The following is a 22,030-nucleotide window of genomic DNA, read 5'->3' as shown; positions in this document are numbered from 1 at the left end:
CTCAGTCGCCTGGTCTGTAGCGCCTGGCCACCTGGCCTGCCAGCTGATCCGGATGGAACAGTACCTCGCGCAGCCGGCCATCGAGGTAGCGCTGCGTCTGGTCCTTGAAGTGCGGCGAATCAGCATGGCCGCTCTGGCCGCCGGCGCTGATGGCAATGGCGCGCAGGCGCGGGCCGAACTCCACGGCAGCGAGGAAGCTGTTGCCGCTGTTGCCGTAGAAGCGCTTGGTGCCGGGATACCGGTTGGCGCCGAATGAGGCCAGCGAGCCCCAGCGCGCCGAGGTGAAGGGCGCGGCCATGCTCGGCTTGTCGTCGCTGAAGGGCTGCACGATGGCGCTGCTCTCGCGCTGGAAGCGGTTGATCTCGCCCCAGGGTTGGCGCCAGTTGCCGAAGTCGGCCTGCAGGCGCTCGACCACGGCCGTCAGCGAGGCCAGCAGCTCTTCGTTGGTCGCATGCTTCTCGATGTACGGGTAGATGCCCATGCGGCGCTTGCGGGCTGGCTCCGAGGTGCGCGACCACAGGTCGTCGGCCCATAGATTGCCAATCGTGTTGGCCACCGATTCGTTGGACCAGCGGTGGTCCCAGCCGCGCAGCAGGGCGATGGGCTCGGCCAGCTTCTCCTTGAGCGCCGGCGTCTCCTCGAAGGCCTTGAACAAACGCGGCAGCATCCATTCGAAGGCGGGCTGGTCCGGGTCGAAGGCGAGGGCCGCCAGCGACTCAGGCGTCAAGCCGCTGCGCTGACTCAGCAGGCGCACCGCATGCACGCCGCGCGGCTGCTCGCTGCCGGCGTCCACATAGGCCGGAAAGTCCTGCTGGCGAGGGCTGTGCTCGGGCCCGGCGGCTGACCAGGGCCAGTCGTTGACGTTCTGCACCCAGCCGCTACCCGGGTTGATGGCCTTGGGGCTTTGATCCACGCTCAGTGGCTTGCCCCAGTCGGTCGCCGGGTCGCTGCCGTCCACCGGCTGGGTCCAGTCGAAGCGGGTGTCGCGGCGCGGGATGAAGTTGGCGTGGAAGTAGGCGATGTTGCCGTCGGCATCGGCATAGACGGTGTTGTTGGATGAGTTGGTGTGCAGGTCCAGCGTGGCGCGGAACTCCTTCAGATTGCGCGCCTTGGTGCGCAGAAAGCTCTGCATCAAGGCCTTTTGCGGCGCTTCCATCAGGGCCACGCTGACCCAGCGCTCGCCATCCTGGCGCACCACCGGGCCATGGTGGCTGCGGTAGGTCGTGAAGCGACGCGTGGCCTGCGAGCCGTCGGCTGCCTTGTAGCTGAGCGTGATCTCTTGCTGCTGCAGCGGCTTCTGCGCGCCACCATGGCGGTAGTGCCAGCGGCCGCCTTTCAGCGCCACGGTCTCCAGGTATTCGTCGATGTTGTCGACCTGGCTCGAGGTGTGCATCCAGCCAACGCGGGGGTTGAAGCCCTGGTAGATGAAGAACTGGCCCCAGGTGGCGGCGCCATAGGCGTTGAGGCCTTGATCGCTGGTCACCTGCTGCTCGGAGCGGAAGAAGAACGAGGTGTGCGGATTGATCCACAAGAGGGCATGACCCGAGGCGCTGCGCGAGGGCGCGACCGCGAAACCGTTGGAGCCGGTCGGCTCCACGGTGACGGGCATGGCCTCGGCGGCCAGTGCCACTTGCTGGGGTCGGGTCTTGCCATAGAAGGCTTCGAGCTGCTTGAGGTTGACGCGCTCGATGTCGCCGCCAATGCTGCCCTCGCTGAAGGCCAGAGCCATCCAGGGCTCGAAGCGGGTCAGCACGCGTGGCTTCACCTCGGGGTGCTTGGCGAGGTAGAGGTTGAGGCCTCCGGCCCAGGCGTTCATCAGCGCCTTCAGCCAGGCCGGGCTGCTGGCGTAGTCGCGCTTCAGCTGGGCCGGGTTGATGAAGAGGCGTTGGCGCAGGTCGCGGTACAGCGCCGACTCGCCTTCGGCCTCGGCCAGGCGCCCGAGGGCCTGCAGGAAGTTGGTCTCTATGCGGTTGAAGTCGTCCTCGGCCTGGGCGTACATCATGCCGAAGACCGCGTCGGCGTCGGTCTTGCCGTGGATGTGGGCGATGCCCCAGTTGTCGCGGGTGATGGTCACGTCGCGCTTCTCCGCAGCCTGGGCGGTGGGCGAGAGCAGGGCGGCGCAGAACAGGGCGAGGCAGAGTCGTTTCATGGGGCTCATTTCAGGCGATCAATCAGGGCCATGGCAGCGGCCGGCGCGCGCTCCTTGGCGCCGCTGATGAAGAACAGGAAGACGTCGCGGGCGGCACCGTCGGTCCCTGCAGGCTCGACCAGCGGCAGGCCCGTGGGCTGGCTACCGTCGTGCCACGCGCGGCAGCTGGCGGCCAGGCCGTCCAGCACCTCGGGCGTGCAGCCTGCGGGCAGCTCGGAGGCGGTGCGCATCACGCGGCTGTAGATGAAGGGGCCGGTCGCATCGGCGATGGCTGGGTAGTCGTCGGATTCGGTGAACACCGTGGCCACGCCGTAACGGCGCGCCAAGGCGACGTAGGCCGGGCTCTTGAAGCTCTCATGCCGCACGTCCATCGCGTGGCGCAGCGCAATGCCCCCCACGGCTGCTGGCAGCAGCTTCAGGAAAGCCTCGAAGTCGGCCGCATCGAACTTCTTGGTCGGTGCGAACTGCCAGACGATGGGGCCCAGCTTGTCCCCGAGCTCGGCGATGCCGCTCTCGACGAAACGCTGCACCGATTCGCCGGCCTCGGCCAGCACGCGCCGGTTGGTGGCGAAGCGCGAGGCCTTCAGCGAGAACATGAAGCCGGCGGGTGTCTCGGCCCGCCACTTGGCGAAAGTGGAGGGCTTTTGCGAGCTGTAGTAGGTGGCGTTGATCTCGATGGCCGTCAGCTGGCGGCTGGCGTACTCGAGCTCGCGGGCTTGCGACCAGCCTTTGGGATAGAAGTTGTCGCGCCAGGGTTCGAAGTTCCAGCCGCCTATGCCGACGCGTATCCGGGGTTCGCTCATCGTGGTGCCTGCTGCCTTGTGTGGAATTGCGGGTGGGATCGAGCGCGTGTTCGCGGAGCCCGCAATCTATAGGCGGCTGGCGCTGGGTGCAAGCGCATCAGCCCTTGTTCCAGGCCTTGTGCAGGCTGCGCACCGCCCCACGCAGCTGCGCGGGTGCCACGGCCGCAAAGCCAAACACGATGCCGGCGCGGCTGCTGTGCGAGGGCAAGCCGCCGACTTCGCGCAGGCCGGCCAGCTCCAGCCCGGCGGCGCGGCCCAGCTGCACCAGGCGCGCCTCCTGCGCCGGCGTCTCCAGCGGCAGCAGTGCATGCAGTCCGGCATCAATGGGCGCCAGCGGCAGGGCGCTGCCGAACTCGCGCTGCCAGGCTTCGAGCAGGGCATCGCGGCGCTGCGTGGCGGCGCGCCGGGCGCGGCGCAGGTGGCGCAGGAAATGGCCTTGCTCGATGAAGTCGGCCAGCACGGTCTGCTCGGCGATGGGCGAATGGCGGTCCAGCAGGCCGCGCAAGCGCGTCAGCACGGTGGCGAAGCCGGCCGGTGCCACCAGGTAGCCGAGACGCAGGCCCGGCGCCAGCAGCTTGGAGAAGCTGCCCACATAGAGCGTGCGCTGGCTGCGGTCCAGCGAGGCCAGCGGCGCCAGCGGCAGGCCGGCGTGGCGGTACTCGCCGTCGTAGTCGTCCTCGAGCAGGAAGGCGTCCTGCCGCTCGGCCCAGTGGATCAGCGCGAGCCGGCGCGGCAGGCTCATGGCGACACAGGACGGGAACTGGTGCGAAGGCGTCACATGGACCAGGCGGCAGGGACCGAGCGCCTCCAGCGCCGCCACCTGCAGGCCCTCGGCATCGACCGGCACGCGCAGCAGTTCGGCGCCGGTCAATGACAAGGCCGCCGCCGCCGCGCGGTAGCCAGGCGACTCCACGGCCACGCGGTCGCTGGGCTTCAGCAGGGCCAGCGCGGCCAGCGAGATCGCCTGCTGGGCGCCGCTGGTGACGATGACCTGCTCGGCCGTGCAATGCAGGCCCCGGCTGTGGCTCAGGTAGGCGGCGATCAGCTCGCGCAAGCGCGGCAGGCCGGCGGCCTCGGTGTAGCCCAGCAGGCCGGCATCGCTGCGCCGCCAGAAGCGCGCCAGCAGGCGCGACCAGGTCTCGGCAGGGAACAGTTCCAGCGCCGGCACGCCATGACGGAAGGCGCGCGGCGGGCCCTCGACCCGCCGGGGCGGCGTGAAGGCCTGGACCCGTGCCCACATTGGCGTGTCGGGCGGCGCGGGTTCGGTGGGCAGATGAACCACGGTGCGGGATGGCGTGGCCCGCAGGGCAGCGACGTAGGTACCGTCGCCCACGCGGGTCTGCAGATAGCCTTCTGAAAGCAGCCGCTCATAGACCCGCACCACGGTATTGCGCGAGATGCCGAGCGCCTCGGCCAGGGCCCGCGTCGTGGGCAGGCGCAGCGCCGCCGGGAGCTGGCCTTGCAGGATGCGCGCCTTCAGCTGCTCATGCAGCTGGGTGCCGAGCTGGGCACCGGGCAAGAGGGCGATGCCGGCGGCGTCGAGGCCGAGACTGGCGTCGATTGGTTCCATGGAATTGGCGGATATTGGAGCTTTCATCGTACCAAGCAGCGCCCTACAGTCGGTTCACTTTGACGAGAGGAGCCATGTACAACCCCACCCATTTCCAGTTGAACGATCTGGCCCTGGTGCGCCAGTTGATCGAGGAACGGCCGCTGGCCGCGCTGATAGGCCCGGATGCCGACGGTCGCCCCTTTGTCAGCCATTTGCCGCTGTCCTGGGGTGAGGACGAAGGGGGCTGGTGGCTGGAGGGCCACATGGCGCGCGCCAATCCGCACTGGGGCTGGCTGGAGCAGCAGGGCGAGGTGCTGGCCGTGTTCGGTGGCCCCGACGGCTATGTCTCGCCGAGCCACTACGCCACCCACCTCGCCGTCCCGACCTGGAACTACCTGGCGGCCCATGTCTATGGCCGGATCGAGCTGGTCGACCAGCCGCTCGCCAAGGACCATCTGCTCAAGCGGCTGATCGCGCGCCACGAGCCGGGCTATGCAGCGAAGTGGATCGCGCTGCCCGAGGACTTCAAGGAAAAGCTGCTCGGCGCCATCGTCGGCTTCCGCATCCGCGTCACGCGCTGTGAGGCCAAGGCCAAGCTGAGCCAGAACCGCGCGGCGGCCGAGCGCGAACGGGTGCGCGCGCATTTCGCCGGGCAGGGCGCGCGTGGGCAGGAGATGGTGGACTGGATGGAAAGGCTGGGACTGTGATGAGCGATTTCGAGATCCGCCCGCTGCAGGCCGGCGACCGTGCCGGCTGGGAGCCGCTCGCTCGCGGCTACAAGCAGTTCTATGAAACCGAGCTGGACGATGCCGGCTATGAGCGCGCCTGGCAGAAGCTGCTGGCGGGCCAGGAGGCTCACGGCCTCGTGCTGCTGCAGGGCGGCCGCGTCATCGGCCTCGCGCATTACCTGATGCATGCCTCGACCTGGAGCGACAGGGTCTGCTATCTGCAGGACCTGTTCGTGGCCGAGGACGCGCGGGGGCAGGGCGCTGCGGCGGCGCTGATCGAGGCGGTGGCCGCCGTGGCGCGAGGCCGGGGCGCGGCGCGCTACTACTGGCTGACCCACCACACAAACGCACGGGCCCGCCGCCTCTACGACCGCGTGGGCCAGCATGGAGGTTTCCTGCGCTACGACTACAAGCTGTAGACGGAAATAAGGGCGACCGCGGTCGCCCCTTCTACGATTGCCTTGCGATCACACGGCGATCACATGCCCGCGTAGTTCGGCCCGCCACCGCCCTCGGGCGTGACCCAGACGATGTTCTGCGTCGGGTCCTTGATGTCGCAGGTCTTGCAGTGCACGCAGTTCTGCGCGTTGATCTGCAGCTTGTCCTCGCCGGCATCGGTCTTGACGAACTCGTAGACCCCGGCCGGGCAATAGCGGCTTTCGGGGCCGGCGTACTTGGCCAGATTCACCGCCACCGGCACGCCCTCGTTCTTCAAGGTCAGGTGGGCCGGCTGGTTCTCTTCATGGTTGGTGTTCGAGATGAACACCGAGGAGAGCTTGTCGAAGCTGAGCTTGCCGTCGGGCTTCGGGTAGGCGATCGGCTGGCATTCGGCGGCGGGGCGCAGGCATTCGTTGTCGCGCTTGCTGCCATGCAGGGTCCAGGGCGGCGAGGCCACGCCGATCTTGGGCAGCAGCCATTGCTCGATGCCGGTCATCAGCTGGCCGGTGAGTTTGCCCTTCTTGAACCAGAGCTTGAAGTTGCGTGTCTGCTGCAGCTCTTCGTTCAGCCAACTGGCCTCGAAGGCCGTGGGGTAGGCGGCCAGCTCATCCTGCGCGCGGCCGGCGAACAGCGCGTCCGCCATCGCATCGGCGCACAGCATGCCGGACTTGATTGCCGCATGGCTGCCCTTGATGCGCGCAGCATTCAGGTAGCCGGCATCGCAGCCGACCAGGGCGCCGCCCGGGAACACGGTCTTGGGCAGGGCCTGCGGCGTGCCGTTGTTGATCGCGCGGGCGCCGTAGCCGATGCGCTTGCCGCCTTCGATGTGGGCGCGGATCGCGGGGTGCGTCTTCCAGCGCTGCATTTCCTCGAAGGGGCTCATGTAGGGGTTCTGGTAATCCAGGCCGATCACGAAGCCGAGGGTGACCTTGTTGTCCTCCAGGTGGTAGAGGAAGCCGCCGCCGAAGGTGTCGTCCGTCATCGGCCAGCCTGCCGTGTGCACCACCAGGCCGGGTTTGGCCTTGTCGGCCGGCACTTCCCACAGCTCCTTGATGCCGATGGCATAGGTCTGCGGGTCCTTGCCGGCGTCGAGCTGGTACTTGGCAATCAGCTGCTTGCCGAGGTGGCCGCGTGCGCCTTCGGCGAACACCGTGTACTTGCCGAGCAGCTCCATGCCGAGCTGGAAGCCGTCATGCGGTTGGCCGTCCTTGCCGATGCCGAGGTTGCCGGTGGCCACGCCCTTGACGCGGCCCTGCTCGTCGTACAGCACCTCGGCCGCGGTGAAGCCGGGGAAGATCTCCACGCCGAGTGCCTCGGCCTGCGTGGCCAGCCACTTCACCACATTGGACAGCGAGACCACATAGCAGCCGTCGTTGTGGAAGTTGCGCGGCACCAGCCAGTCGGGCGTGCGCGTGCTGCCGGTCTCGGACAGGAAGAGGATGTCGTCGCCGGTCACGGCCTGGCCGAGCGGCGCGCCTTGGGCCTGCCAGTCGGGGATCAGCTCGCTCAGCGCGCGCGGGTCCATCACCGCGCCGGAGAGGATGTGGGCGCCGGGCTCCGAGCCCTTCTCGAGCACCACGACCGAGATCTCCTTGCCCTCGGCGGCGGCGCGCTGCTTCAGCCGGATGGCCGTGGCCAGGCCAGCGGGGCCGCCGCCGACGATGACGGCGTCGTAGTCCATGCTGTCGCGGGGGCCGTATTGGGCGAGGAGTTCTGCGGAGGTCATTGGGGTCCTTTGGGCTTGCGGCAGGGGCCTTTGTTGGCGGGCGATTCTACTGGTGGGATTTCAAAAAAGAACGATCGTGCTATTTAACTTGGGAGCCCCTCCTAAATCCCGCCGGCGGCGCCTCGCTGCCGTGGGATCCGCGAGGCTTGGCGCCAGAGGCCGCGTGCTATCGTTTCCACCAGGTTTTTCTCCCGATTCCTGAAGGACAGACGATGAGCTATCCCATAGACCTCGAGGGCCGCGTGGCCCTGGTGACCGGCGCCTCCAGCGGCCTCGGCGCCCAGTTCGCCCGCACGCTGGCCAAGGCCGGTGCCGGCGTGGTGCTGGCGGGGCGCCGCGTCGAGCGGCTGAAGACCCTGCGTGCCGAGATCGAAGGCGCCGGCGGCGATGCCCATGTGGTGCAGCTGGACGTGACCGACCTGGACAGCATCAAGTCGGCCGTGGCCCATGCCGAGACCGAGATGGGCACCATCGACATCCTCGTCAACAACAGCGGCGTCAGCACCACGCAGAAGCTCACCGACGTGAGCAGCGACGACTACGACTTCGTGATGGACACGAATGTGCGCGGCGCCTTTTTCGTGGCCCAGGAAGTCGGCAAGCGCATGCTGGCCCGAGCTCGCGGCGCGGCGCCCGGCACCTTCACCGGCGGTCGCATCGTCAACATTGCCTCGATGGCCGGCCTGCGTGTGCTGAGCCAGATCGGCGTCTATTCGATGAGCAAGGCCGCCGTCATCCACATGACCCGCGCGATGGCGCTGGAATGGGGCAAGTACGGCATCAATGTGAACGCGATCTGCCCCGGCTACATCGACACCGAGATCAACCACCACCACTGGGACACCGAGCAGGGCAGGAAGCTGATCGAGCTGCTGCCGCGCAAGCGCGTGGGCCAGCCGCAGGACCTGGACACGGCGCTCTTGATGCTGTGCGCCAACGAGAGCCATTTCATCAATGGCGCGGTGCTGCAGGCCGACGACGGCTTCGGAGTGTGAATCAATGAGCTTGAGAGTTCTGACCGCGCTCGAAGCGCGCGTGCTGGCCGTCCTGGTCGAGAAGCAATTCACCGTGCCCGACAGCTACCCGCTGTCCCTGAACGCCCTGACCATGGGCTGCAACCAGAAGACCTCGCGCGACCCGGTGATGAACGCCGGCGAGAACGAGGTGCTGCGCGCGCTGGACGAGTTGCGCGGCATGAGCCTCGTCAACCGCGTCAGCGGCAGCCGGGTCGAGCGCTACGAGCACAACTTCCGGCGCGGCATCAATGTGCCCGGCCAGGCCGAGGCCCTGCTCACGCTCTTGATGCTGCGCGGCCCGCAGACGGCGGCCGAGCTGCGCAGCAACACCGAGCGGCTGCACCGCTTTGCCGACATCTCCTCGGTCGAGGCCTTCCTCGCCGAACTGGCCGAGCGTCAGCCGCCGCTGGCCGTCAAGCTGGCGCGAGCACCCGGTGCGCGCGAAAGCCGTTGGGCCCACCTGCTGTGCGGCGAGGTGCTCGACGCCGCACCAGCCGCCGCTGCAGGCGACCCAGCTTCACGCGACGACGAGATCCTGCAGCTGCGCGCCGAGCAGGCCCGCCAGGCCGCGGAGATCGAGGGCCTGAAGGCGCAGCTGGCGCAGATCAAGGCCGAGCTGGGTCTGGCCTGAGGACGGCGCTGGCGACGGCGCCTGGCCGCTGATCGCGCCAGACCAAGGCTTGGGCGCCAGCATTGCCCCGGTTACTGCATCACAAGGGGATGGCTATGGTGATACGCGTCGCGCGTCTCGGTAGTGATCGCGTCGAGGGCGAAGGCCTCGCGGCCTCGACGCAGGCGGCACCGAGGAGCATTGGCAAGGAAGCGCTGCGCGAGCTGCAGCCGCGAGCGCCAAAGGCGACCTGAACCCTGCCCACACATTGCCCGTGCCTCGCTGGCACGCTCAGAGGCTGGGCACCGAGAAGCGGTAGTCCATCCCGAGGCCCAGGTTGTTCGCGCTGAAGCGTCCACCGCCGGCGCTGGTGGCCCGTGTCTGCCCGAGGCTCACTTGCAGCGCGAGCCGCTCGTCGAGCAGATAGCGCAGGCCGACGCCCGCCTTGAGCGTGCGGCCATGCACGTTGGCGCCGCCCAGCAACTGCCCGAACGCTTGCAGGCGCTCGCCCGGCCCCGTGCGGGTCTGCAGACCGAGGCCCGCCAGGATTTCCGCGTAGCCCGGATAGCCCAGGTAGGCGTTGTAGGCGCCCGAAGCTTGCAGGGGCAGGTAGAGATGCGGGCTGAGCGGCAGGTCCAGCTGCAGGCTGACCATCTTCAAGCCCGGCCGCTCGATGCCGCGGTAGCGCAACTGGTCCGCGCTCTGGTGGAACACCGACAGGCGCAGCCCCTGATAGCGGCCCGCCCCGGCGGTCGCACCGCCCGAGCCCGAGCCCGAGCCTGAGCCCAGATGCCGGATCAGGGCCAGGCCATAGCTCGCATTGCGTGAACTGCCATCGGGCGCCGCCATGTAGCCCAGCGTCGCGGCCAGGCCGAGGTCGCGGCTCAGCCGGTACTCGGCCATCAGCCGTGGATAGAGCAGCAGGCCCGAGCCGGTGGCCATCACCGTGGGCGCATAGCCGCCCGAGCCCAGGCCCAGTTGGCCGTAGAGCGTGAGCCCGCCGTCCAGCCGCCAGCGTCGGCCGAGACCACCCAGCAACTGGTTGTACAGCGGCAGGCCCCGGTAGCCCATGCCCAGCGAGGCAAACCAGTAGGTGTCGGCGCCGAGGAAGTGCGCGAACTGCAGGTCCGCGAGGCCGATGTTGCGCTGGCTCGTGCCCTGCGGATCGATCTGCTTGTAGTTGTCGAACGAGAAGCTCAGCAGGGTCTCGCCCATCTGCGACCGGGCCAGGCCCTCGTCGGCGGCGCTGAGGGTGTGGCCGTGGTCCGCATGGCGCCCGGTCAGGTAGCGGAACGGGATTTCCACGTAGGCATTGAGCTGCGTGCCGTCGATCAGCGACTTGCGGAACTTCATCCGGGACAGGCCGGCACCAAGCGTGAACTCGCCGAAGTCGTAGGCCAGGCCAGCGTGGGCGCGCAGCAAGCCGCCGGTGCCTGACAGCAGCTTGCTGTGCTCGACACTGCGCCCACCGCCACCCGCGCCGAAGGACAGGCCGGCTGTGGCAAGCAGCGAAGCGCTCAGCCGACGTCGCACATGCAGCCCGACGTCGGCAGCGACGAAGCCGCCGTAGTCGCCCTTGAGCGCCGGGGCATAGAAGCCGCCGCCCAGGTACAGGCCATCCAGCACCCGGGTGTAGGCATGGATTCCCAACAGATCAAGTGCGCGGTCGCCCGGCACCTTGATGGCCTGATAGTCCAGCGTCAGCAGGGCGTCGTTGGAGCGAAGCCTGGCCGGAGTCGGACCGGTGGCGGGTTCCGTGGCTTGTTGCGCTCCGGCAGCCGCAGCGGCGATCGACAGCAGCAGGGCACAGGCGGATTGGTTGGTGAACGCGGAAAGGGCCATGCGGCGTGGTCGGCGCAGGCGTGCAGGGGATGGAGAGCGGTGCATGGGCCGCATCATCCATCAGTCAGGATCCGGCAAGGCCAGGTCAGGCTGCATGGCGGAGCCGGCCAACAAAAAGGCCGCCCCAGGTGGGGCGGCCGCAGCGCCGTACTATGCAGTGCCGCTCAGCGGAAGCTGTAGTTCACGCTGGCGAAGAACGAGCGGCCGCGCGGGTCGCCGTAGGTCGGATCCCAGGTCACCTGGAAGTAACGCGACTGGTTGGTGAAGGGCGGGGCCGTGTTCAGCAGGTTCAGCACGCCGACGCGCAGGCGCAGCTCGGGCGAGAACTTGTAGACACCGCTCAGGTCCCACAGCGAGTAGGCCGACACGTCGCGGTTGTTCCAGGCCTCGGCGGCCAGGCCTGGCGTGTTCTGGTCCCGGTAGCCGGCCATGTAGTTGTTGGTCAGCGTGAGGGTCAGCGGGCCTTGCTCCCAGTCCAGGCTGACCTTGTGGCGCCAGCGTTGCACGGCCTTGTCGTCGCGGAACTTGCCGAGACCGTCGACCAGGGGCGAGCGCGGGTCGGTGCTGAATTTGTATTCGGTCACCAGGGTGCCCGAGACGCTGGCGCCGAAGCGGCCCCAGTCGGTCTGGTCGCCGCGCCAGGCCAGCGAGATGTCGAAGCCCGAGGTGTTCAGCTTGCCGCGGTTTTCCTTGGTGACGACGACGTTGCTGACGAAGCCGTCGCTGTCGCGCTCCACGATGGCCGGGTTGTTGTAGTAGACCGGGTTGGTGAAGATGGTTTCCTCACCGATGTCCGAGATGATGTCGGACTTGCGGATGCGCCAGTAGTCGACGCTGCCGTTCCAGTTGCGCGAGGGCTCGAACACCACGCCGAGGCTGGCCTGCTTGGAGGTCTCGGGCTTCAGCGAGGGGTTGGAGTAGCGGTCGATGGGCATCTGCGCCACTTCACCCGAGACCGGGTCGCGCACATAGCTGTTGGTGGTGCTGGAGCGCACCGGCAGGAACAGCTCGGACACCGAGGGCGCGCGGAAACCCGTGCCATAGGAGGCGCGGGCCAGCAGCTGCTTGCTGGGGCGGTAGCTCAGGCCGAGCTTGGGATTGGTGGTGCTGGTCTTGGGCGAGGTGACGCCGGTACGTTGATCGAAGACGCCGCCGTAGCTGTCGTGGCGGATCGCGAACTGGCCCTCGAGCGTCTTGGTGAACGGAGCGCTCAGCTCGGCGAACATGCCGCTGACGTTGCGGGTGTGGCTGTCGTCGGCCAGCAGGGCGCCGGAGCTCGAACGGTCGCCGTTGACGTCGTTGGCCTTCAGCGCGTCGGTGGCGCTGAACTCCACCTTCTCGCGGCGCAGCTCGGCGCCCAGGGCCAGCATCAGGTCGCCGCCCTCCAGCGTGGCCAGCGAGCGTGTCAGCTTGCCGTCCAGGCTGGTCGAGGTGCCCTTGGAGAAACGGGTGGCGTCGTTGATGCGGATCGACTCCATGAAGGCCCGCCCGGCGCTGTTGTCGGTGGCGCGTACGAAGGGGTTGTACTTGCCGTCGCGGATGCCGGCTTCGAGCTTGCTGAACGACACCCAGCCCGACAGGTCGGCGTCGGTGGCCTTGTTGCTGCTGTAGTTGAGTGCCGTCGTGTAGTCCCAGCTGCCGAAGCGGCCTTCGGCACCGGCCACCAGGCGGGAGGATTCGCTCTCGACACGGCTGGTGCGCCGGCCGGCGTCTTCCAGGCGGAAGCGGAAGTCCAGCGGCCCGGTGACGCCGGTCACGGCCTGCAGCGAGGTCGGCAGGCTGATGCCGGAGGCAACGCGGAAGCGCACCGTGGCCGGCGAGGCCGCGTAGTCGGTGTTGGCCTGGGCCAGCAGCACCTCGGTGAACAGCTGGTGGTCGTCGGCGACCTGGAAGGTGGCGCGGCCGAGCAGGCTGCGCTTGTCGCTGTTGGGATAGAGCTCGGAGCCCTTCACATAGTCGTAGGAGCAGCCCTCGCGGCCGCCGAAGCCATCAGGCACGACCGAGTTCGGGTTGTCGCCACCGGTGCAGGAGGCGCGGCCGAAATTGACGCGGCGTGCACCCGAGTTCGGGCCGCCCGGATTCCAGGTGCCGTTGGTGTTCGTGCCCTTGATGGCCGTGCCGGGGTTGGCCAGCACGAAGGCGTTCAAGGCCGCCAGCTGGGCGGTCGAGAGGTCCACGTTGGCCGGGAAGGTGGTGCTGGAGGTTTGTGGCGGCAGGCGGCCGGGCAGGTCGTACTCCTTGACGAAGTCGCGCTGCGTGGCCTCCAGGCGGTCGGTCTTCTGCAGGTCCAGGCTGATGAAGGCGTTGTAGCGGTCGCGCGCCAGGTCGCCGATGCCGGCTGAAGCACTGAAGCTGCGCTTGCCCGCGCCGCCTTGCTGCGTGCCGAGCACATAGGCCGAGAGGTCGGCGCCCTGGTAGTCCTTGCGGGTGATGAAGTTGATCACGCCGCCCATGGCGTCGGTGCCGTAGATGGCGGAGGCACCGTCCTTGAGCACCTCGACGCGCTGGATGGCGCCCGCCGGGATGCTGTTCAGGTCCACGCCAGCGTTGTCGCCGGGCGAGGCGAAGTTGGCAAGGCGGCGGCCGTTCAAGAGCACGAGCGTGGACGAGGTGCCGAGGCCGCGCAGGTTGGCGCCGTTGAAGCCGCGCTGGCCGCCCATCACATCGCTGGTGCTGGCGCCGTCGGTCAGGCCGCCGACGTTGGAGGTGATCTTCTGCAGCAGTTCAGCGGCGGTGGTGACACCGGTCTTGGCGATGTCTTCGCGCTTGATCACCTCGACCGGCAGTGCGGCCTCGCCGTCGAGGCGCTTGATGCTGGAACCGGTCACTTCGACCCGTTCCAGCTTGTTGTCCGGGGTCGGGTTTTGAGCCTGGGCCTGGGCTGTGCTGGCAGCGGCCAGCATCAGCAGCGCGGCATGGGCCATGCGTTGCAGCTCGAACGGGGCGGACTTGCGTCGTGTCATTGTGAACAGCCTTGTGGTTGGAGAGAGAGGGGGAGGGAGACAGGGGAGGAGGGCAAAACCTGGAATGCAATTCACTCTAGGAGCGCGCCAAGCCGGCTGCCTACCGGGTAATTTCGCAAGGGTCACATGCGTGCAAGATCGCGTCGCTTTCCTGCAATGAGCCGCCGACACCCCTGTTGCAGCCTTGCTTCAAAGCGACATGCAATTGCGCCGGCCGCCCGATAGGGGCGGGCTGCGGCCTTTCCCGATGGCGAGGGCTGAGGGCCGCTGCCAAGATGGCGCCATGCCCGACCTCTTGAGCCCCCGCCTCCCACGCCTCAGCCGCCGCTCGCTGCTGTCTGTGCTGTCTGTGCTTTCGCTGGCGCTGGCCGTGGCCGCTCCGCTGCCGGCCGCTGCTGCCACTGTCGCCGCCGAGCCTGCGCGTGGCACCGTGATCGCCATCGGCGGCGCCTTGAAGGCCGACAACACCGCCGTCTGGCAGCGCGTGGTTGCGGCGGCGGGTGGGCCGGGCAGCCGCATCGCGGTCTTCGCCACGGCGGCAGCCAATCCGCAGCGGGCGGCCGAGCAGATCGTCGAGGTGCTGGCCAAGCACGGCGCCGTGGCCGAGCTGATCCCGGTGGCGCCCAAGCTGGCCGATGTGGACATCAAGGCCAGCCTGAGCGACCCGGCCCTGATCCAGAAAGTGCAGGGCGCCACGGGTGTCTATTTCTCCGGCGGCTCGCAGGAGTACATCGTCGACACGCTGCAGCCCGGCGGCGAGCCGACCGAGATGCTGAAGGCGATCTGGTCCGTCTACCGCCGGGGCGGCGTGGTGGCCGGCTCCAGCGCGGGCGCTGCCATCATGAGCCGCACCATGTTCCGCGACGCTCCCGACGGCATCGCCGTGCTGCAAGGCCGCATGCGCGAAGGCCGCGAATGGGACCGGGGCCTCGGCTTCATCGAGAGTGAGGTCTTCGTCGACCAGCATTTCCTCAAGCGGGGCCGCATAGGCCGCATCCTGCCGCTGATGCAGGCGCGCGGCCTCAAGCTGGGCCTCGGTGTGGAGGAAGACAGCGCCGTGGTCATGCGCGGCCCTGAGGTCGAGGTGATAGGGGCGCGCGGCGCCCTGCTGGTCGATTTGCGCGAGGCGCGCAGCAACGAGGCCCTGGGTGCCTTCAACTTGCGCAATGTGCGCCTGAGCTACCTCGACCATGGCGACCGCCACGACCTCGCCACCGGCATCAGCACGCCGTCCAGCCAGAAGCTGGCCGGCCCCCAGGTCAACCCGCGGGCGGCGGACTTCAAGCCGCGCTTCCAGGCCGAGCCCTTCTTCATCGACATGCTGGCCGACAATGTGATCGTGCGCGCCATGACCCTGCTGATCGACAGCCCGCACGCCGAGCTGCGCGGCCTGGCCTTCCGTGGGCGCGCATCGCCGCAGGATCCGCAGCCCGACCTCGGTTTCGAGTTCCGCCTCTACAAAGCCGCCGACAGCCTGGCCTGGTCCGGTGGCGACGACTACACCTTGCTGGGCCTGAGGCTGGATGTGCAGCCGGTCAAAATCACGCGCCCTTTCTACTCGCCGATCACGGCCACTCCCTGAGAGACATCACGAATGCGTATCGAGCATCACGCGCTGCCATCACCCAGCACCGGCGTCCAGCGGACCCTGCGGGTCCTGCATTTCGGCACGGCCACCAGCGGCCGCAAGGTCTACATCCAGGCTTCGCTGCATGCCGACGAAATCCCCGCCATGCTGGTGGCCCAGCACCTGCGCGAGCAGCTGCAGCAGCTCGATGCCGCCGGGCTGATTGCCGGTGAGATCGTGCTGGTGCCCATGGCCAACCCTATCGGCCTGGCGCAGGACATCCAGGGCACGCTGTTCGGCCGCTTCGACCTGGCCACCGGCGTCAACTTCAACCGGCTCTACAAGCACCTCACGCCGCCCTTGCTCGCGCGGCTGCAAGGCAAGCTCGGTGCTGATGCGGCGGCCAATGTCGCCACCATCCGCCGCGAGGGCCTGGCCGTGCTGGCCGATTGGGAGGCGCAGACCGAGACCGAGGCGCTGAAGAAGCTGCTGCAGACCCTGGCCACCGATGCCGACATCGTGCTGGACCTGCACTGCGACAACGAGGCCGTGCTGCACCTCTACACCGGCACGCCGCTCGCAGAGCCGGTGATGCAGCTGGCCACGCGCATGGGCGCCGAGGCCGTGCTGCTGGCCAAGGTCTCGGGCGACGACCCCTTCGACGAATCGCTGTCCCGCCACTGGTGGGAGCTGGCCGAGCAGTTGCCCGGCCATCCGATCCCGAACGCCTGCGTCTCCGTCACCGTGGAGTTGCGCGGCGAGCACCAGGTCGAGGACGGCCTGGCGCGCCAGGATGCTGCCGCCCTGGTGGCCTGGCTGCAGGACCAGGGCCACGTGGCCGGGCCCGCGCCGGCCATGCCGGCTGCACGCTGCGAGGCCACGCCGCTGGAAGGCGTGGAGCCCCTCGCGGCGCCGCATGCCGGGCTCATCGTGTTCAGCAAGGCGCCGGGCGATGCCGTGCAGGCGGGCGAGCTGGTGGCCGAGATCGTCGACCCGCTGAGCGACCAGCGCAGCGAGTTGCGTGCCACGGTCTCCGGCGTGCTGTTCGCTCGCGTGGCGCGGCGCTATGCCTCGCGCGGCATGCGCGTCGCCAAGATCGCCGGCGCCAAGGCCTTCCGCAGCGGCAAGCTGCTGTCGATGTAAGCCGCGGGGCCGGACGCAATGAAACTGAAGTTCCCCAACACCTTCGTCCTGCTGTTCGGCCTCCTGGCCCTGATCGCGCTGTCCACCTGGTTCGTGCCGGGCGGCCAGTACGACACGCAGATGCTCAATGGCCGCAAGGTCATCGACCCGAACTCCTTCCGCTACATCGCCAGCAACCCGCAAGGGCCGGTGGAGCTCCTGATCGCGCCCATCAAGGGCTTCGTCGAGGCGGCGCTGATCATCGGCTTCGTGCTGATCGTCGGCGGCGTGTTCAACGTGCTGCACAAGACCCAGGCGATTGACTCGCTGATCAAGTCGGTGGCCAAGGCCCACACGCGTTCTGCCTTTGTGCGCGCAGCCACCATCCCGGCCTTCGTCACGCTGTTCTCGCTGGGCGGGGCCAGCTTCGGCATGGCCGAGGAGGCGATTCCCTTCGTGCTGATCTTCATTCCGCTCGCGCTGGCGCTGAAGTACGACACGGTGGTGGGCATCTCGATTCCCTTCGTCGGCTCCCAGGTCGGCTTTGCCACCGCCTTCCTGAACCCCTTCAACGTGGGCGTGGCGCAGGGCATTGCCGGCGTGCCGCTGTTCTCGGGCATAGGCTTCCGGCTGATCTGCTGGTTCGTGGCGACCACGGTGACCATCGCCTTCCTGATGTGGTACGCGGCGCGCATCAAGCGTCAACCCACGCTCAGCCCGACCTACGAGATGGACCTGGAGAAGCGCCGCACGCTGAACCTGGCCGAGTTCGACAACTTCGCCGGCATGACGCTCACGCACAAGCTGGTGCTGTTCCTCTTCGCCGGCAGCCTCGGCGTGATGATCCTCGGCGTCGTCAAGTTCGGCTGGGACATCGACAAGATCGCTGCGCTCTTCCTGGTGATGGCCATCGGCGTGGGTGTGGTGGCGCGCCTCTCGGCGGACGACTGGGTCAATGCCTTCCTGCAAGGCGCGCGCGACCTGGTCGGCACGGCCCTGGTGATCGCCCTGGCCAAGGCCACGGTGGTCGTGATGCGCGACGCCCACATCGTCGACACCATGCTGCATGCGCTCGTGCCCTATGTGCAGAGCGAGAGCCCGACCTTCTCGGCCCAGAAGATGTTCCTGATCCAGTCGGTGATCAACTTCTTCATCCACTCCGGCACCGGCCAGGCGGCACTGACCATGCCCATCATGGGCCCGCTGGCCGACCTGGTGGGCGTGAGCCGCCAGACGGCCATCCTGGCCTTCCAGTTCGGCGAGCTGACCACGCCGATGATCCCGACCTCGGGCATCACGGTGGGCGTGCTGGCCCTCGCTGGCATTCCCTGGACCAAGTGGGCCCGCTGGATGCTGCCGCTGCAGGGGCTGTACCTGGTGATGGCCCTGGCCTTGCTCGCGATTCCGCACCTGATTGGCTGGCAGTGATGTGAACACGGTGGCCTTGCCCCGGCGCTGCTGCGGCCTGCTGCTGCTGCCGGGTTGCTCGCTGCTGGCCGTGGCCGGCGCGGTGGAGGTGCTGCAGGCGCTGAACGAACTGCAGGACGAGGCACGGTACGAGAGCCGGCTGCTGTCTGAAAGCGGCGGCCTGCTGGCGGCCGCAGGTGGCGTGCAGCTGGACACCCGCATGCTGGCGCCGCAAGAGGCCTGGCATCTGCTTTTCGTGATCGCTGGCGAAGCAGCGCCCGCGTCGCCCTGGCTGCTGGACGCGCTGCGCTCGCAGGCAGCGGCCGGCGCAGTGCTGGCCGGCATCGACGGCGGCGCCGCACTGCTGGCCGGGGCCGGCCTGCTGGACGGCCAGCGCGCCACCATCGCCTGGCCGCTCGCCGACGCGGCGATGCAGGACCATCCGGCCGTGGTCTGGTCCACCCACGTGTGGGAAATCGCTGCCGAAGGCCGCATGCTCAGCGGCGCCGGCGGCACCTCGGTGCTGGACCTGCTCGTGGCCTGGTCGGCTCGTCAGCATGGCGAGCGCGTGGCGCAGGAGCTGGCCCTGATGCTCGGCATGGAGCGCGCGCGCGGTGCGGCCGAACGCCAGCGCCAGCCCATCACCGAACGCCTGGGCGCCGGCAGCGCCAAGCTGACCGAGGCGCTGGCCCTGATGGAGGCCAACCTTAGTGAGCCCCTGCCTACCGAGGATGTGGCGCGTCTTGTCGGACTGTCGCGCCGCCAGCTGGAGCGCTTGTTCAAGCAGCACCTCGATGCGCTGCCCTCGCGCTATTACCTGGAGCTGCGGCTCAAGCGAGCCCAGCGACTTTTGCAGCAGAGCAGCCAGTCCATCCTGCAGATCGGCCTGTCCAGCGGCTTCGCTTCGGGGCCGCATTTCTCCAATGCCTACAAATCCCATTTCGGCCACACGCCGCGCGACGAGCGCAGCCAGCGGGCCGCAGCCTGGCGCGAACGCGCGCCGAAAGAGCAGCCATGAGCAGCCCTGAAGACTTTCTCTTGCGCTCGGTGGCGCCCGGCGACCTGGCGGCGCTGGAGCGCCTGGCCGCCGCCTCGGTAGACGGCATCAGCTCGCTGCCGAACGACCGCGAGAAGCTGCGCGCCCGCATCGAGCAATCGCTGCAGGCCTTTGGCAGCGAGGACGCGGCCAGCGGCGAGGAGACCTATCTTTTTGTGCTGGAGGATGTGCGCGCCGGCCGGGTGATCGGCTGCAGCGGCATTGCGGCCAGCGCCGGCTTCCACGACCGCTTCTACAGCTACCGCAACGAGTTCGTGGTCCATGCCTCACGGGCGCTGCGAGTCAGCCAGCGCATGCACACCCTGCACCTGTGCCACGACCTGACCGGCTGCACGCTGCTGACTTCCTTCTACATCGAGCCGGCCTACGAGCAGGGCCTCGCGCCGCAGCTGCTGTCGCGCGCGCGCCTGCTCTTCATCCGCCAGCACGCCGAGCGCTTCAGCGAGCGCATCGCGGCCGAGCATCCCGGCCTCGTCGATGCACAAGGCCAGAGCCCGTTCTGGGATGCCGTGGGCCGGCGCTTCTTCAACATGGACTATCCGCAGGCCGAGGCCTTGACAGGCGGCCGCAGCAAGGCCTTCATCGCCGACCTGATGCCGCATTCACCGATCCACGTGACGCTGTTGCCCGAAAGCGCGCAGTTCGCGCTGGGACAGCTGCATCCGGTGGGCGAGCTGCCGTTCTCCATCCTGCTGGACGAGGGCTTCGATGCCGACAGCTATGTCGATATCTTCGACGGTGGCCCCACGGTCGAGGCCAGCCTGGCCTTGCTGCGCAGCGTGAGGCAGGCGCGGGAGCTGCAGCTTCGCGCCGGCAGCGTGGTGCTGGGCCCGGGCCAATGGCATGTGGCAGCGCGGCGCGACCGCGCGGGCTTTCGCGCCGTGCTCGCGGCCTTGCCGACGGTGGTGCAGGCGCTGCCGCCCGACCACGAACTTGTCCAGCGCCTCGGCCTGGACGAGGGCGGGCGCCTCACCGTGACGCCGGTGGCCGCTGCGGCCTTGGAGGACCTGGCATGAACGCGATCAGGATCCGCGCCGCCGTGCCGGCCGATGCGGCGGCCCTGGCTGGCTGGCTCAACCAGGCCGGTGCGCCGGTCGACACCGACACGGCCGTGGCGGGCGAGGGCCTGTGGCTGGCCGTCGACGCTGATGATCGCGCGCTGGCCTGCCTGCGCTTGCGTGAGCAGCTGGGCCTCACGCTGCCGCGCTACAGCTACCACGTGGGCCAGGCCGTGCATGCGGCGGCCGAGCTGGGCCTGTTCCAGCGCCAGGCCACCTTGCTGCTGGGCAATGACCGTACCGGCGATGCCGAGCTGGCCGACATCGCCTGCGCGCCCGGCCTGCCCGAGGCGCTGCAGCAGCAGGCGCTGCAGCGGCTGATCGATGCCGCGTTCGAGCGCATCGCGGCCGCGCCGCAGCGCTTTGGCGAGCGCCTGGTGGTCGAGCTGGCCGGCTGGCGCGATGCGGCTGGCCGCTCGCCGTTCTGGCAGGGCCTGGGCGCGCATTTCTGCCCCTGCGACCCGGCAGCGGCCCAGGCCGAGATGGGCGAGGCCTGGCGCAGCCATCTGGCAGCCCTGCTGCCGCGCCAGCTGCTCTACCTGTCCTTTCTCGACGCGGCAGCGCAGTCGGCCGTGGCGCAGGCGGGCGACGTGCCGCCGGCCTTGCTGCGGGTGCTGAGATCGCGCGGGTTCGCTGCGAGCCAGCATGTGCGCATCGACGATGCCGGGCCGATCTGGTCGCGGGCCCGACCCTAGCAGGCCGCTGACGCAGACTTTCGGCTGCGGGTTGCGTGCCGCCTATGCTGCGCCCTCCACAGGAGGAGCGGGTGCAGACGATGACGAGAACATGGGCCTTGTTGGCAGCTTTTCTGCTGCTGCAGCTGCCGCTGGCGGCAACGGCCGCCGACGAGGCGATGGCGCAGGTGAGGCAGCGCATGCGGCCCATGGAGGCCGGGCGGGCGGCCGAGCTGAGCGATGCGCAATTGCAGGCCTTTGGCGATGCCGTGGGCAGGGCTCGCGTCGTGGCCCTCGGCGAGCAGACGCACGGCGGCCGCCAGGAGTTCGAGCTCAAGACCCGGCTCCTGCGCTACCTGCATGAGCAAAAGGGCTTCGACGTGCTGCTGCTGGAGAGCGGCGTGTTCGACATCGCGCAGCTGCAGCAGGCCATGCAGCGCGGCGAGAAGCTCGATGCGCTGGCCTCCGGCAACGTGTTCTACATGTATGCCAATAGCGATGCCGGCCGGGGGCTGCTGCGCTACCTGGACGAGCAGCAGGCTGGTCCGCGGCCGCTGCTGCTCTCCGGCATCGACAGCCAGCTGAGCGGCGGCTACAGCCGTGCCGAGCTGCTGCCGCGCCTGCGCGCAAGGCTGCAGGGCGATGCCGCCGACTGGCCGCTCTTCGTGCGCCTGGCCGACCCGCTGATGCAGATGAAGCGCGAGGCACCGCCAGCCGCCGAGCAGCAGGTGTTCGAGGCGCTGGCCCGGCGCCTTCGCCAGACGCTGTGCGCCGCTCCGGGCGGGGACGAGCTGCTGTGCCGCAGTCTGGCCGGCCTGCAGGCGCAGGCGGTCAACTTCTGGCGCGGCGACTACCAGCGCGACCACGAGATGGCCGAGAACGTGCTGTGGCAGCTGGACAAGCTCTACCCCGGCCGCAAGGCGGTGATCTGGGCCCATACCATCCACGTGGCGCGGGGCGTCCGGTTCGACGACCAGCACCGCTACGCCGGCGATGTGCTCGGCGAGAAGCTGGGGCGCGACTACTACGTGCTCAACCTCACGGCGCTGCAGGGCAGCTTCCTGGAGTTCGCTTCCGGCGAGGTGCAGGTGATGCCGCCGGCCTATCCGCGCAGCCTGGAGTCGGCCTTTGAAACCGGCAAGGCCGCGTTCGCCTTCCTGAACGCGCCGCAGCCGCTGAAGTCCGGCCTGGCCGAGCGCAAGATGGAGTTTGGCTACTCCATGCCCTATGCAGGCTCGGGCCTCGGCCATCAATGGGATGGCGTGTTCTACATCCGCGACATGGACCCCGTGAAGATGACGCGCTGAAGCGCGCCAGC

Annotated in this window: 18 protein-coding genes; 12 read left to right on the top strand and 6 right to left on the bottom strand. The window is 68.7% G+C overall.

Annotation, left to right across the window (positions count from 1 at the left end):
* Position 1: 1 nt before the first annotated feature.
* The 3 genes from J7U46_RS03035 to J7U46_RS03025 all read right to left on the bottom strand — a co-directional run bounded on the left by J7U46_RS03035 (position 2) and on the right by J7U46_RS03025 (position 4,522).
* Positions 2 to 2,149: a penicillin acylase family protein gene (locus J7U46_RS03035; RefSeq protein WP_282823351.1), complete on the bottom strand. Its 2,148-nt coding sequence runs from the start codon at positions 2,147 to 2,149 to the stop codon at positions 2 to 4.
* Positions 2,150 to 2,154: 5 nt separating this feature from the next.
* Positions 2,155 to 2,952: a DUF72 domain-containing protein gene (locus J7U46_RS03030; protein ID WP_282823350.1), complete on the bottom strand. Its 798-nt coding sequence runs from the start codon at positions 2,950 to 2,952 to the stop codon at positions 2,155 to 2,157.
* A gap of 97 nt (positions 2,953 to 3,049) precedes the next feature.
* On the bottom strand, positions 3,050 to 4,522 hold the full coding sequence (locus J7U46_RS03025) for a PLP-dependent aminotransferase family protein (RefSeq protein ID WP_282823349.1): 1,473 nt from the start codon (positions 4,520 to 4,522) through the stop codon (positions 3,050 to 3,052).
* 74 nt (positions 4,523 to 4,596) lie between these two features.
* On the opposite strand from J7U46_RS03025, the gene J7U46_RS03020 reads away from it, so the two are divergent.
* Together J7U46_RS03020 and J7U46_RS03015 are read left to right on the top strand one after the other, a co-directional pair.
* Entirely contained in the window at positions 4,597 to 5,211 is a 615-nt protein-coding gene (locus tag J7U46_RS03020; protein ID WP_282823348.1) for an FMN-binding negative transcriptional regulator, read from the top strand.
* Positions 5,211 to 5,651 (top strand): GNAT family N-acetyltransferase, encoded by a 441-nt coding sequence (locus tag J7U46_RS03015; RefSeq protein WP_282823347.1) that lies wholly within the window; start codon positions 5,211 to 5,213, stop codon positions 5,649 to 5,651. Before J7U46_RS03020 ends, J7U46_RS03015 begins: the two co-directional genes overlap by 1 nt.
* A gap of 59 nt (positions 5,652 to 5,710) precedes the next feature.
* Here the strand turns inward: J7U46_RS03015 and J7U46_RS03010 are convergent, their stop codons facing one another.
* Complete coding sequence (locus J7U46_RS03010; RefSeq protein WP_282823346.1) at positions 5,711 to 7,396, bottom strand: electron transfer flavoprotein-ubiquinone oxidoreductase; 1,686 nt, start codon at positions 7,394 to 7,396, stop codon at positions 5,711 to 5,713.
* Positions 7,397 to 7,608: 212 nt separating this feature from the next.
* On the opposite strand from J7U46_RS03010, the gene J7U46_RS03005 reads away from it, so the two are divergent.
* From J7U46_RS03005 to J7U46_RS02995, 3 genes are all read left to right on the top strand, one after another.
* The gene (locus J7U46_RS03005) at positions 7,609 to 8,391 is read left to right on the top strand and encodes an SDR family oxidoreductase (protein ID WP_282823345.1); all 783 of its coding nucleotides are present in this window, start codon (positions 7,609 to 7,611) and stop codon (positions 8,389 to 8,391) included.
* Positions 8,392 to 8,395: 4 nt separating this feature from the next.
* A complete protein-coding gene (locus J7U46_RS03000; protein ID WP_282823344.1) occupies positions 8,396 to 9,043 on the top strand; it encodes a YceH family protein in 648 nt (215 codons plus the stop codon).
* Between the two features lie 95 nt (positions 9,044 to 9,138).
* Positions 9,139 to 9,276: a hypothetical protein gene (locus J7U46_RS02995; protein ID WP_282823343.1), complete on the top strand. Its 138-nt coding sequence runs from the start codon at positions 9,139 to 9,141 to the stop codon at positions 9,274 to 9,276.
* Between the two features lie 37 nt (positions 9,277 to 9,313).
* Here the strand turns inward: J7U46_RS02995 and J7U46_RS02990 are convergent, their stop codons facing one another.
* Together J7U46_RS02990 and J7U46_RS02985 are read right to left on the bottom strand one after the other, a co-directional pair.
* On the bottom strand, positions 9,314 to 10,864 hold the full coding sequence (locus J7U46_RS02990; protein ID WP_282823342.1) for a hypothetical protein: 1,551 nt from the start codon (positions 10,862 to 10,864) through the stop codon (positions 9,314 to 9,316).
* Positions 10,865 to 11,028: 164 nt separating this feature from the next.
* A complete protein-coding gene (locus tag J7U46_RS02985) occupies positions 11,029 to 13,827 on the bottom strand; it encodes a TonB-dependent receptor (RefSeq protein ID WP_282823341.1) in 2,799 nt (932 codons plus the stop codon).
* Positions 13,828 to 14,110: 283 nt separating this feature from the next.
* Here J7U46_RS02985 and J7U46_RS02980 point away from each other — a divergent pair, with 283 nt between their 5' ends.
* The 7 genes from J7U46_RS02980 to J7U46_RS02950 all read left to right on the top strand — a co-directional run bounded on the left by J7U46_RS02980 (position 14,111) and on the right by J7U46_RS02950 (position 22,019).
* Positions 14,111 to 15,409 (top strand): cyanophycinase, encoded by a 1,299-nt coding sequence (locus J7U46_RS02980; RefSeq protein ID WP_282823340.1) that lies wholly within the window; start codon positions 14,111 to 14,113, stop codon positions 15,407 to 15,409.
* Positions 15,410 to 15,421: 12 nt separating this feature from the next.
* Positions 15,422 to 16,537 carry a succinylglutamate desuccinylase/aspartoacylase family protein gene (locus J7U46_RS02975; protein ID WP_282823339.1) on the top strand — a complete coding sequence of 372 codons (1,116 nt, stop codon included), beginning with the start codon at positions 15,422 to 15,424 and terminating at the stop codon, positions 16,535 to 16,537.
* Positions 16,538 to 16,555: 18 nt separating this feature from the next.
* Complete coding sequence (locus tag J7U46_RS02970) at positions 16,556 to 17,944, top strand: YfcC family protein (RefSeq protein WP_282823338.1); 1,389 nt, start codon at positions 16,556 to 16,558, stop codon at positions 17,942 to 17,944.
* The gene (locus tag J7U46_RS02965) at positions 17,931 to 18,941 is read left to right on the top strand and encodes a helix-turn-helix domain-containing protein (RefSeq protein ID WP_282823337.1); all 1,011 of its coding nucleotides are present in this window, start codon (positions 17,931 to 17,933) and stop codon (positions 18,939 to 18,941) included. Before J7U46_RS02970 ends, J7U46_RS02965 begins: the two co-directional genes overlap by 14 nt.
* The gene (locus tag J7U46_RS02960) at positions 18,938 to 19,996 is read left to right on the top strand and encodes an arginine N-succinyltransferase (RefSeq protein WP_282823336.1); all 1,059 of its coding nucleotides are present in this window, start codon (positions 18,938 to 18,940) and stop codon (positions 19,994 to 19,996) included. The genes J7U46_RS02965 and J7U46_RS02960 overlap by 4 nt, the downstream gene beginning before the upstream one ends.
* Entirely contained in the window at positions 19,993 to 20,733 is a 741-nt protein-coding gene (locus J7U46_RS02955; RefSeq protein ID WP_282823335.1) for an arginine N-succinyltransferase, read from the top strand. Before J7U46_RS02960 ends, J7U46_RS02955 begins: the two co-directional genes overlap by 4 nt.
* An 80-nt stretch (positions 20,734 to 20,813) precedes the next feature.
* A complete protein-coding gene (locus J7U46_RS02950; RefSeq protein ID WP_282823334.1) occupies positions 20,814 to 22,019 on the top strand; it encodes an erythromycin esterase family protein in 1,206 nt (401 codons plus the stop codon).
* Positions 22,020 to 22,030: the final 11 nt, after the last annotated feature.

It is taken from the genome of Pelomonas sp. V22 (genome assembly GCF_030014915.1).
GTDB lineage: Bacteria > Pseudomonadota > Gammaproteobacteria > Burkholderiales > Burkholderiaceae_C > JAUASW01.
The sequence above is the reverse complement of the archived record's forward strand: the minus strand, read 5'-3'. Positions and strand labels throughout refer to the sequence as shown.

What these genes read in the sequence shown, in the direction of transcription:
- J7U46_RS02950 (WP_282823334.1), top strand. Translation starts at nt 20,814, where the DNA reads ATGACGAGAACATGGGCCTTGTTGGCAGCTTTTCTGCTGCTGCAGCTG.
- J7U46_RS03015 (WP_282823347.1), top strand. Translation starts at nt 5,211, where the DNA reads ATGAGCGATTTCGAGATCCGCCCGCTGCAGGCCGGCGACCGTGCCGGC.
- J7U46_RS02990 (WP_282823342.1), bottom strand. Translation starts at nt 10,864, where the DNA reads ATGGCCCTTTCCGCGTTCACCAACCAATCCGCCTGTGCCCTGCTGCTG.
- J7U46_RS03010 (WP_282823346.1), bottom strand. Translation starts at nt 7,396, where the DNA reads ATGACCTCCGCAGAACTCCTCGCCCAATACGGCCCCCGCGACAGCATG.
- J7U46_RS02975 (WP_282823339.1), top strand. Translation starts at nt 15,422, where the DNA reads ATGCGTATCGAGCATCACGCGCTGCCATCACCCAGCACCGGCGTCCAG.
- J7U46_RS03005 (WP_282823345.1), top strand. Translation starts at nt 7,609, where the DNA reads ATGAGCTATCCCATAGACCTCGAGGGCCGCGTGGCCCTGGTGACCGGC.
- J7U46_RS03000 (WP_282823344.1), top strand. Translation starts at nt 8,396, where the DNA reads ATGAGCTTGAGAGTTCTGACCGCGCTCGAAGCGCGCGTGCTGGCCGTC.
- J7U46_RS02980 (WP_282823340.1), top strand. Translation starts at nt 14,111, where the DNA reads ATGCCCGACCTCTTGAGCCCCCGCCTCCCACGCCTCAGCCGCCGCTCG.
- J7U46_RS02970 (WP_282823338.1), top strand. Translation starts at nt 16,556, where the DNA reads ATGAAACTGAAGTTCCCCAACACCTTCGTCCTGCTGTTCGGCCTCCTG.
- J7U46_RS02955 (WP_282823335.1), top strand. Translation starts at nt 19,993, where the DNA reads ATGAACGCGATCAGGATCCGCGCCGCCGTGCCGGCCGATGCGGCGGCC.
- J7U46_RS03030 (WP_282823350.1), bottom strand. Translation starts at nt 2,952, where the DNA reads ATGAGCGAACCCCGGATACGCGTCGGCATAGGCGGCTGGAACTTCGAA.
- J7U46_RS02995 (WP_282823343.1), top strand. Translation starts at nt 9,139, where the DNA reads ATGGTGATACGCGTCGCGCGTCTCGGTAGTGATCGCGTCGAGGGCGAA.
- J7U46_RS03035 (WP_282823351.1), bottom strand. Translation starts at nt 2,149, where the DNA reads ATGAAACGACTCTGCCTCGCCCTGTTCTGCGCCGCCCTGCTCTCGCCC.
- J7U46_RS02985 (WP_282823341.1), bottom strand. Translation starts at nt 13,827, where the DNA reads ATGACACGACGCAAGTCCGCCCCGTTCGAGCTGCAACGCATGGCCCAT.
- J7U46_RS03020 (WP_282823348.1), top strand. Translation starts at nt 4,597, where the DNA reads ATGTACAACCCCACCCATTTCCAGTTGAACGATCTGGCCCTGGTGCGC.
- J7U46_RS03025 (WP_282823349.1), bottom strand. Translation starts at nt 4,522, where the DNA reads ATGGAACCAATCGACGCCAGTCTCGGCCTCGACGCCGCCGGCATCGCC.
- J7U46_RS02960 (WP_282823336.1), top strand. Translation starts at nt 18,938, where the DNA reads ATGAGCAGCCCTGAAGACTTTCTCTTGCGCTCGGTGGCGCCCGGCGAC.